The sequence below is a fragment of the Vibrio sp. 10N.261.52.A1 genome, from assembly GCF_002876325.1.
In the GTDB taxonomy this organism is placed as follows: Bacteria; Pseudomonadota; Gammaproteobacteria; order Enterobacterales; family Vibrionaceae; genus Vibrio; species Vibrio chagasii.
Genome location: NZ_MCYD01000058.1, coordinates 1 through 1,171, shown reverse-complemented (window position 1 = coordinate 1,171; position 1,171 = coordinate 1). Strand labels below are relative to the sequence as shown.

General features: G+C 45.9%; 2 protein-coding genes. Both read right to left on the bottom strand.

All coding sequences use genetic code 11. The features are described 5' to 3' along the window. Window positions 1-640 (bottom strand): DUF2586 family protein (locus BCT81_RS00775; protein ID WP_133152472.1); only part of this gene is annotated, 640 nt, incomplete at its 3' end. A gap of 6 nt (window positions 641-646) precedes the next feature. Then, the coding region (locus BCT81_RS29095) for a phage virion morphogenesis protein (RefSeq protein WP_102422988.1) at window positions 647-1,171 on the bottom strand (525 nt) is incomplete at its 5' end.

The following is a 1,171-nucleotide window of genomic DNA, read 5'->3' as shown; positions in this document are numbered from 1 at the left end:
CTAGAACACTGCCTGTTTTGACTCGCGCAGGGGAATCCGCGATAGATACTTCTTGGTTTGCCAGCCGCCCTGCATAGATACCGACTGTTGAGTTATCTTTATGAACTTGAGGAACAACAGTGACGTACTCACTTGCGATGCTTGTTGGTATAGCCACTGTTGCCGCAAGCCATTGCGCCCAGCTTTCCCCTGTTATCGGATCATTATTGATACCCGGTAACGTGCAAATCATGAATACTTCACGACCTAACTTGGCTTTTAGTTCAGTACGGAAAGCGACTGCCTCTTCAAGAATCGATGTACCGGTCTCCGTTTTATCCAACACAACCGCTTCAAAACTTGACGTTTCATTGGCTTTAAGTACGGCGGCTTGCCAACTGTCAGCAAGGTCTAAAACCATCACACCTGCCGTCCAATTCTGCTTCCCATTCAATTGGGCTGCTTTCAATGTGAGCATGTGTGCAGGAGCGATGTTATCAAACGTGCTGTCTGCAAAATCCGTGGTGTTGTCCACCATGATCAAGTTGCGCTCAGTGCCCGAAACAGTGCCAAACACAACAAACAGAAAATGAAATTCAACGCCCGGGATTGGTCCGCGCATCATGTTTAGAATATTAATAATGACGGTAGGCCATGCCATGAGTATTTATCCTCTTCTTAGGTGTTTAGGTTGAACCTTCCAACCGTAGTCAATGCCTTGAAAAGCTCTTGTCCATGCCTTTCTTAAGCTTTGCCTTGTCGCTCCTAGGAACTTACGAGGAGGGACAACAATCTCCCAACTGCTTTTTATCCGAACCAGTCCTAGCTCCCTTAGTTTCTTAAATGCTCCTTTAACTTCGTACTGAGTTAGGTTTTGAGTCATCCATTTAATGGTTGGGACTCGCTTGGAACCTCTTTTCGCTTTCGGGTTAATTCGCCTTGCATACACTTCATAACCAATATTTCGTAACGCTTTCGCCTGTCCCTTTGTACACATTTCAGTGTCACTGAGCGGCGTTTCACGCCCAGTTGGCGTGTTATCTTTGTTTGCTTTACGTCTGTGCCCTTGCTGATGAAAATTGGCAACATAAGCACCGTGGATGCGATAGCTCCCTTTCCCCACTGAAACTTTCGCTGCATCTTTGTTGCCCGAGACATAAATCAGCTTCTTAAACCCTGTAAGCATTTTTTT